The sequence below is a fragment of the Arthrobacter sp. genome, assembly GCF_030540645.1.
Taxonomy (GTDB): domain Bacteria; phylum Actinomycetota; class Actinomycetes; order Actinomycetales; family Micrococcaceae; genus Specibacter.
On the sequence record NZ_JAUNVV010000035.1, the window covers coordinates 24,401 to 32,326 of the forward strand.

Annotated in this window: 8 protein-coding genes; 5 read left to right on the top strand and 3 right to left on the bottom strand. The window is 60.3% G+C overall.

Annotation, left to right across the window (positions count from 1 at the left end):
* The first annotated feature begins 132 nt into the window (after positions 1–132).
* From pdhA to Q4P21_RS08510, 4 genes are all read left to right on the top strand, one after another.
* On the top strand, positions 133–1,383 hold the full coding sequence (pdhA, locus tag Q4P21_RS08495; RefSeq protein WP_303388351.1) for a pyruvate dehydrogenase (acetyl-transferring) E1 component subunit alpha: 1,251 nt from the start codon (positions 133–135) through the stop codon (positions 1,381–1,383).
* On the top strand, positions 1,380–2,354 hold the full coding sequence (locus Q4P21_RS08500; RefSeq protein WP_303388352.1) for an alpha-ketoacid dehydrogenase subunit beta: 975 nt from the start codon (positions 1,380–1,382) through the stop codon (positions 2,352–2,354). Before pdhA ends, Q4P21_RS08500 begins: the two co-directional genes overlap by 4 nt.
* Positions 2,355–2,366: 12 nt before the next feature.
* Entirely contained in the window at positions 2,367–3,710 is a 1,344-nt protein-coding gene (locus Q4P21_RS08505) for a dihydrolipoamide acetyltransferase family protein (RefSeq protein ID WP_303388353.1), read from the top strand.
* 113 nt (positions 3,711–3,823) lie between these two features.
* A complete protein-coding gene (locus tag Q4P21_RS08510) occupies positions 3,824–4,591 on the top strand; it encodes an SGNH/GDSL hydrolase family protein (protein WP_303388354.1) in 768 nt (255 codons plus the stop codon).
* Here Q4P21_RS08510 and Q4P21_RS08515 read toward each other — a convergent pair.
* Positions 4,588–5,904 carry a PLP-dependent aminotransferase family protein gene (locus Q4P21_RS08515; RefSeq protein ID WP_303388355.1) on the bottom strand — a complete coding sequence of 439 codons (1,317 nt, stop codon included), beginning with the start codon at positions 5,902–5,904 and terminating at the stop codon, positions 4,588–4,590. The genes Q4P21_RS08510 and Q4P21_RS08515 overlap by 4 nt on opposite strands.
* A gap of 59 nt (positions 5,905–5,963) precedes the next feature.
* The gene (locus Q4P21_RS08520) at positions 5,964–6,377 is read right to left on the bottom strand and encodes a hypothetical protein (RefSeq protein WP_303388356.1); all 414 of its coding nucleotides are present in this window, start codon (positions 6,375–6,377) and stop codon (positions 5,964–5,966) included.
* On the opposite strand from Q4P21_RS08520, the gene Q4P21_RS08525 reads away from it, so the two are divergent.
* A complete protein-coding gene (locus tag Q4P21_RS08525) occupies positions 6,367–6,600 on the top strand; it encodes a hypothetical protein (RefSeq protein WP_303388357.1) in 234 nt (77 codons plus the stop codon). The genes Q4P21_RS08520 and Q4P21_RS08525 overlap by 11 nt on opposite strands.
* Before the next feature lie 132 nt (positions 6,601–6,732).
* Here the strand turns inward: Q4P21_RS08525 and ald are convergent, their stop codons facing one another.
* Complete coding sequence (gene ald, locus Q4P21_RS08530) at positions 6,733–7,830, bottom strand: alanine dehydrogenase (RefSeq protein WP_303388360.1); 1,098 nt, start codon at positions 7,828–7,830, stop codon at positions 6,733–6,735.
* Positions 7,831–7,926 lie beyond the last annotated feature (96 nt).

Sequence of the window (7,926 nt, forward strand, 5' to 3'; positions counted from 1 at the left end):
ACCGATACAGTTGTAAATCGAAAACGAATATATATACACCGCCAGGAATGCATTCCTGAAAAGGTATATATCGACACCAACGAGTCGGGACAGGGCTTTTTGCCTCTGGAATTCGGCAGACGAGGAGACAGCATGGGCTCCGCCCAAGAAGCTGCTGCAGGGATAGTCCGCACGGACACGGACACCACAGATCCGGATGCATCGACGCGCCCTCATGCGGGGGAGTCTGCTGGTGTTTTGCGCAGCAGGGCTGTGGGGCCGCTGGAGGCCGTCCAACTGCTTGACGAACACGGAAATACCCACCACGACGCAACCTTCAGCCCCTATGTTGAGGCTTTGGATGCGGATGCCCTGCGCGGCTTTTACCGGGACATGGCCACGGTGCGCCGCTTTGACACCGAAGCAACTGCCCTGCAACGCCAGGGTGAGCTGGCCCTGTGGGTCCCGGTTGTTGGTCAAGAAGCAGCCCAGATCGGTTCGGGGCGGGCCATGAACAAGGCCGATTATGCGTTCCCCACTTACCGCGAGCACGGTGTGGCACTAACGCGTGGCTTGGACTTGGCTGACTTGTTGAAGCTCTTCCGAGGTGAATCCAATGGCGGCTGGGACCCTCGTGAGTGCAATTTCCACCTTTACACGCTCGTGTTGGCAGCCCAAGTACCGCACGCCGTCGGCTATGCAATGGGAATCTCCCGCGACCTTGCGGCCGATCCCACCACCGAGCCAGCCGCCGTCACGGCGTATTTTGGTGATGGTTCCAGCAGTGAGGGCGACGTCCATGAATCGATGGTCTTCGCCGCCTCCTACGACGCTCCCGTGGTGTTCTTCTGCCAGAACAACAACTGGGCCATCTCGGTTCCCTTTGAAGTTCAATCCAAGATCCCGTTGGTTAACCGTGCTGGAGGCTACGGAATCCCCGGGATCCGTGTTGACGGCAACGACGTCCTTGCCGTCTACGCAGTGTCCAAGTGGGCGCTTGACCATGCACGCAACGGTAACGGTCCGGTCTTCATTGAGGCCTCCACCTATCGTTTGGGCGCGCACACCACGGCCGATGATCCCACCAAGTACAGGATGAGCGCCGAAGAGGAATCTTGGAAGGCGAAGGACCCGCTGCTGCGCCTGGAGGCATACCTGCGCTCCGAAGGCCTTGCCGATGACGACTTTTTTGAACAAGTAAAGAACGACGGCGACGAGCTGGCTGCGCATGTCCGCAAAGCAACGCTGGCGTTGGGTGGGGCTGACATCCGGCAAAAATTCGCCACCGTCTACGCCCAGGCACATCCCCTGGTCGCTGAAGAGCTGGCTTGGTTTGAAAACTATGAGGCGTCCTTTGGCGATGCCCCATCCGAGTCTTCCACCACCCAGGGCGGTGCAGCATGAGCACTATGACCATTGCCAAGGCCATCAACGAGGGCCTGCGCGCCACCTTGCGGAACGATCCCAAGAGTTTTCTGATGGGTGAGGACATCGGCTCGCTTGGTGGCGTGTACCGCGTCACTGAGGGACTTAAGGCGGAATTCGGCGCCCACCGTGTCATGGATACCCCGCTGGCCGAGTCCGGCATCGTCGGAACCGCCATCGGCATGGCCCTGCGAGGGCACCGTCCCATCTGTGAGATCCAGTTCGACGGCTTCGTGTTCCCAGCCTTCAACCAAATTACGACGCAGCTGGCAAAGATCCACACGCGCTCAGACGGCCAGCTCAGTGCCCCCGTCGTCATTCGCATTCCGTACGGTGGCGGTATCGGCTCCATTGAGCATCATTCGGAGTCGCCCGAGGCGCTGTTTGCGCACACGCCCGGACTGCGCATCATCACTCCTTCCAACGCAAACGATGCCTACTGGATGATCCAACAGGCCGTCGAGTGCAAGGATCCGGTAATTTTCTTTGAACCCAAGCGCCGCTACTGGCTCAAGGGCGAGGTTGACACTGAAAATGCCCCGGGTGACCCTTTCAAGGCCCATGTGGTGCGCGAAGGAACCGACGCCACTTTAGTGGTCTATGGCCCGCTTGTGCCGGTAGCCCTGGCCGCAGCCAATGCGGCCGCCGAGGACGGGCACAGTGTTGAAGTCATTGACCTGCGCTCCATCTCTCCGATCGACTTCGATGCGCTAGAGGCATCCGTGAACAAGACTGGCCGACTCGTTGTGGCCCATGAAGCCCCCACCTTTGGTGGCATCGGTGGCGAAATTGCTTCCCGTATCAGTGAACGCTGCTTTTATTCGCTCGAAGCCCCGGCCATCCGCGTGGGCGGGTTCCATATGCCCTACCCGGTGGCCCGCGTTGAGGAACACTACCTGCCGGACATCGACCGCATGCTGGAGGCGTTGGACCGCGCCTTCGCATATTAGGAAGGCCGCACCATGTCGAACCTTTTCCTGTTCAAACTGCCTGACGTTGGGGAAGGCCTGACCGAGGCTGAAATCGTCTCCTGGAAGGTCAAGCTCGGAGATATCGTCGCCATCAACGACGTGATCGTGGAGATCGAAACAGCCAAGTCGATCGTGGAATTGCCTTCTCCGCACGCCGGGATGGTGGCCCAGTTGATGGTGGCCGAGGGTGAAACGGTGGAAGTTGGCACACCCATCATCGCCATCGGCTCCGAAGTTGCGGCGGTGGACGCCCCCGTGGCCCCGGCTGCTCCAGTCGCTGCCGCTGATTCTGCTGATACCGACGTCATGAAGCCGCTGGTGGGTTCCGGGCCCAAGGCCGACGCCGTCAAGCGCCGTCCACGTCTTGGTGCGTCTTCCGCCGTGCCCGCCCAAGTATCCCCGGTGGCAGCCCAGAGCGCAGTAGTGGTCGCTGCGCCGGCCAAGCCAAACCATGTGCTGGCCAAGCCTCCAGTCCGGAAGGCTGCCAAAAACCTGGGTATTGACTTGAATGATGTTTCGGCGACTGGTTTGCGCGGTGAAGTGACCAAGAAGGACCTGCTCAGCTACCAGGACCAGCGGACGGCCGAGCAAGACGGGGCCGGTACGTTTTGGGCACCAGCCAAGGGAAGTGGGCTGGCCGATGATCCGCGTGTGGAGCGAATCAAGGTCAAGGGCGTGCGCAAGGCCACTGCCAAGGCCATGGTGGAAAGTGCATTTTCTGCCCCTCATGTGAGCATCTTCGTGGACGTCGACGCTTCCCGGACCATGGAGTTCGTCAAACGCCTGAAAGTCTCCCGGGACTTCGAGGGCATCAAGGTCTCACCTCTGCTGATTCTGGCCAAGGCGGTGATTTGGGCGGCGGCGCGCAACCCTTCCGTCAATGCGACGTGGACGGGGGACGAGATCATCATCAAGCACTTCATGAACCTGGGCATTGCGGCAGCAACTCCGCGGGGGCTGATGGTGCCGAACATCAAGGATGCACAAAACCTGTCCTTGAAGGAGTTGGCCATTGCGCTGAACTCCTTGGCCGCCACAGCCCGCGCCGGCAAGACGCAGCCTTCTGATATGCAGGGTGGCTCATTGACAGTGACCAATATCGGAGCCCTTGGCATCGACACCGGTACACCCATCATCAACCCAGGTGAGGTTGCGATCGTCGCCTTCGGCACGATCAAACAAAAGCCGTGGGTGCTTGATGGTGAAGTCATCCCGCGCTGGATCACCACCCTGGGCGGTTCTTTTGACCACCGTGTGGTTGACGGCGACCTGTCGGCTCGGTTCATGGCTGATGTAGCGGCGATCATGGAAGAGCCTGCGCTCCTACTGGACTGATCTGTTCAATTGAGTGGATCAACTGAACGGACGGCGCGACCTCCCAGCCCACTCATAAAAAACAGCCAGCTTGTGTCCCGGGACATCCCAGTCCCGGGACACAAGCTGGAACCATGAGAGAAGCCCAGTTCATGGCGGGCGGGCGCAGCCGCTCAACTGTTGGCACGTGGTTCCACTGGCAAGGCCGGGCCACGGTGGCGCTGTTGATGGCAGCAGTGCTTCTGGTGGTTGCCTTCTCCGCCGTCGCCTATGCGGCCGTGCCACCCAAGGGTGCTGTAACCGACGTTCATGTCGATATCATCGGCGATTCCCTCAGTACGGGGTTCAAGACTCCAGGGGTCACCTGGCCGGACCAGGAGCAGACGCTCATCGCTGACATGGGGTTCAAAGCGGATATTACCAACGCTTCGGAGAACGGTGCAGGCTATGTCCAACCGGGGGAGGCCGGTGACGTGTTCTTGGATCTGGTCAACCGGATCGTCAACTCGCAGTCGCAGGTGGTGGTCCTCTTTGGCTCCGACAACGACACTGGACAATCAGGACTTACCACCGCTGTACAAACGGTCTTGGAGCGGGTCAAGGTATTGGCTCCGCAGGCCAGGGTGATCATGGTAGGCCCCACGTCCGAATCAAATGACGCTGATGGGCAACTGACTCCGATCATTTCGGCTCTTTCTCAGTCAGCATCCACCAGCGGGGCGGATTTCGTTGACCCGGTAGCCCTTGGCTGGTTCCAGGGCGCGGCGAAGCAGTACCTGAGCAGCGACCTGGAGCACCCCAACACCCCAGGTGAAATGTACTTGGCTCAGCAGATGAAGGCGGTCCTGAAACCCGCGATATCGCACGCCATGCATCAGGACAGGCTCTGGGACGGTGCCTAAAGTTCGGCCAAGGCACTCGCCAGCACGGGTGCCAGTCGCTTGACTCCTTCGCGCAGAGCCTCCGGTGGCACCGCGCTGAAGGCCAAGCGCAGTTTGTTGCTTGGGCCGTCGTCAGCAGAGAAAGCGGCGCCAGGGACGAACACCACACCAGCATCGATCCCTTTGTGCAGCAGTGGATAGGTGTCGATTCCCTCAGGCAAGGTGAGCCAGACAAAGAACCCACCTTCGGGACGGGTCCAGCTGACTCCGTCAGGCATGAATTCATCAAGCGCGGCAAGCAGGGCGGCACACCGCTGGGCGTACAGTTCCCGGTAGGTGGCGATTTGCCCCTGCCAGTCATATTTGTTCAGGTATTCGCTGACGAGAAGCTGATTGAATGTGGGTGGGCACAGGGTGACCGCCTCGCTGGCCAGGTAGTAGCGCTGCTTGAGATGGGCTGGCACGAGAGCCCAGCCAATGCGCAGTCCGGGAGCGAAGATCTTTGAAAAAGAGCCCAAATACAGCACATCTTCGGGGTTTGCGGCGCGCAATGGCTGCGGCAGGACGCCGTCGAACTTCAACAGTCCGTACGGGTTGTCCTCCAATACCAAGATATTCGCTTCACGACATATGTCGACGATTTCCTGCCGACGTTCCGGAGCCAGCATAACCCCGGATGGATTGTTGAAATTGGGGATCGTGTAGAGCAACTTGATGGTTTTGCCTTCGCCTTGCAAGCGGGCGATGGTGCTGCGGAGCTCGTTCGGAATCAGCCCGTGTTCATCTCCGGCAACCGGCTGGATGTCCACCTCGTATGCTTCAAAGGTGTTGAGGGCGCCAACGTAGGTGGGGTCCTCCAGCAGGATCACGTCGCCAGGATTGCAAAAGACTTTGGCGGCGACGTCCTGCGCGGACTGTGAACCGGCTGTAATCACTACGTTGTCCGGGTCTGCGTCAACGATGCCCTCGGCAGCCATCACCTGACAAATTTGGGTGCGCAGCTCCAAGGTGCCCTGACCTCCGCCATACTGCAGCGCTTCCAAACCGTGCTCGGAAATAATGGCGGCGGCGGTGGCTGCCAGCCGGTCCAACGGAAGCGACTGCAAATAGGGGTTGCCGCCAGCCAGGGAAACGAGGCCCGGCTGCATGGATATTTCAAACACATCACGCACAGCTGATTGCTTGATGTTGGCTGCACGGGAGGATAGCAGCGACTCGTGCCGGTGAGCGGATTGGGTCGGCACAGTTCCTTGCTGGGCCCGGTCCAAGGCGTCGACGACTTCTTCGGACAATGATTCGGCGGCTGCATTGGCGCCAGAGCTTGGAGTGTTCACGTGCTCAGGATATAACCATTGTTGCTAAATAGGCATCAAAAGTTTTTCTAAGGTGACTGCTATTTCAGACTCAGCGCCTCACTCAACGTTTTTCCGTTGATGGTAATGGCCACAGGTGCGCCGGCTGCTTTCTGGGCCGTGAGGGAAAGCTGCTGTTCCACGCGCGGGATGTCGCATTCCCCGCCCATCGTGAGGGTGCCGACCAGGTGGGCAGTGACGGTGCTCCCGGTGCGGTCAATCGACTCCACCGTGAGCCGGGACTGCCACAGTGTGTTGACAAGCCCCGACTGGCCGATTTCTTCGGAGTGGTTCTCCAACAGCGTCCGCAACGCCCCCTCCACGGGGTCCGTAAAGCTGACTGCCGGGCTGGTCACGGCAACGGCGCTGTCACCGCAGCCGACCGTGGGCCCCGAGGTCCCGCCGTCGGCCATGGCAATGTAAAACAGCGTGACGGACGCGCTTTTGGGAAGCACGGTCGGCTCCATTGAATCCGTTGGAACGTTCGACGCCGGAGCCAGGGTTCCGCTGGCTGCCGCGCCCGGTGTCGTGGTTGCCGAGACCGCTGTGGTGGCGGGGGAAGGCGCCGTGGCCGATGGCGTCGGATTGCCCGTGCAGCCAGCCAAAATCAAGGCCCCAGTTGCCAGCACTGCGGTGATTGACCACTTTCCCATGCTGCGCATGGTGACCTCCCGGTGAACTTGGGGACAAACAATGTCCCATGGAACCAAGTTAGGTGCGGTGGGCTGGCAGAACCAGAGGTTGAGGGAAAAGGGGACTCAACCGCAATGTTGTCGCGGTCAGGTCACAGTGCTCGGGCGCGCACAGCCGCTAGATTCCGGACAAAGGCAGTCCGAGGGCGGTGGAAACAGAGTGATGTGTCACGTGTCCGCTGGCAACGTTCAGGCCGGCTGCCAAGGCAGGATCGGAGGCCAGGGCCTTGGCTACCCCGAGATTCGCCAGTGCCAGGGTGTAGCGCAGGGTCACGTTCGTCAGTGCGTAGGTGGAGGTGTTGGGGACTGCCCCGGGCATGTTAGCCACACAGTAGAAGATTGAGTTGTGGACTTTGAAGGTGGGGTCTTCATGGGTGGTCGGGTGGGTGTCTTCAAAGCAGCCGCCCTGATCCACGGCAATGTCAACCAGGACTGAGCCAGGCTTCATGCGGGAGACCAGGTCATTGCTGACCAGTTTCGGGGCTTTCGCGCCGGGAATCAGCACAGATCCGATGACAAGGTCTGCCTCCAGCACTGCTTTTTCGATTTCCAAGGTGTTGGATGCGAGGGTCTTCAGGCGTCCCTGATATTGGGCATCCAATTCCTGCAGGCGGGGGATGTCGATGTCAAGGATGGTCACGTCCGCGCCGGCACCGATGGCCATGGCGGCGGCGTTGGAGCCTGAAACACCGGCTCCGAGGATCACCACGTTCGCTGGGCGGACTCCGGGAACCCCGCCTAATAGAATGCCGCGGCCACCGGCCGGAGCGGTCAGGCATTGGGCGCCGACCTGCACGGAAAGGCGGCCGGCAACCTCGGACATGGGCGCAAGCAAGGGGAGTGAGTGTCCAATTTGGACGGTTTCGTAGGCGATGGCGGTGACCCCACTGTCCATGAGGGCGTGTGTCAGTTGGGGGTCGGCAGCCAAGTGCAGAAAGGTGAACAGGACCAAGCCGCGGTGGAAGTAGGAGTACTCGCTGGGAATTGGCTCCTTGACCTTGACCACCAGAGCGGAGCGGGCCCACAGGTCGCTGGCGTCCGACACCAGCTCAGCTCCTGCGGCGGCGTATTCGGCGTCACTGATGCCCGAGCCGACACCGGCATTGTTTTGCACCAGCACGGTGTGGCCGTGCTTGACGAGCTCATGAACGCCGGAAGTGGTCAGAGCCACGCGAAATTCGTTGTTCTTGATTTCCTGCGGAACACCAATGATCATGTTCTTCGTCCTTAATCCCCCGGAAATCCCCGGAATTGAGCCAAGCGCCATCCATGGGCTGAGACTAGCAGAAAGGCGCGTGACGCACCCGGCTAC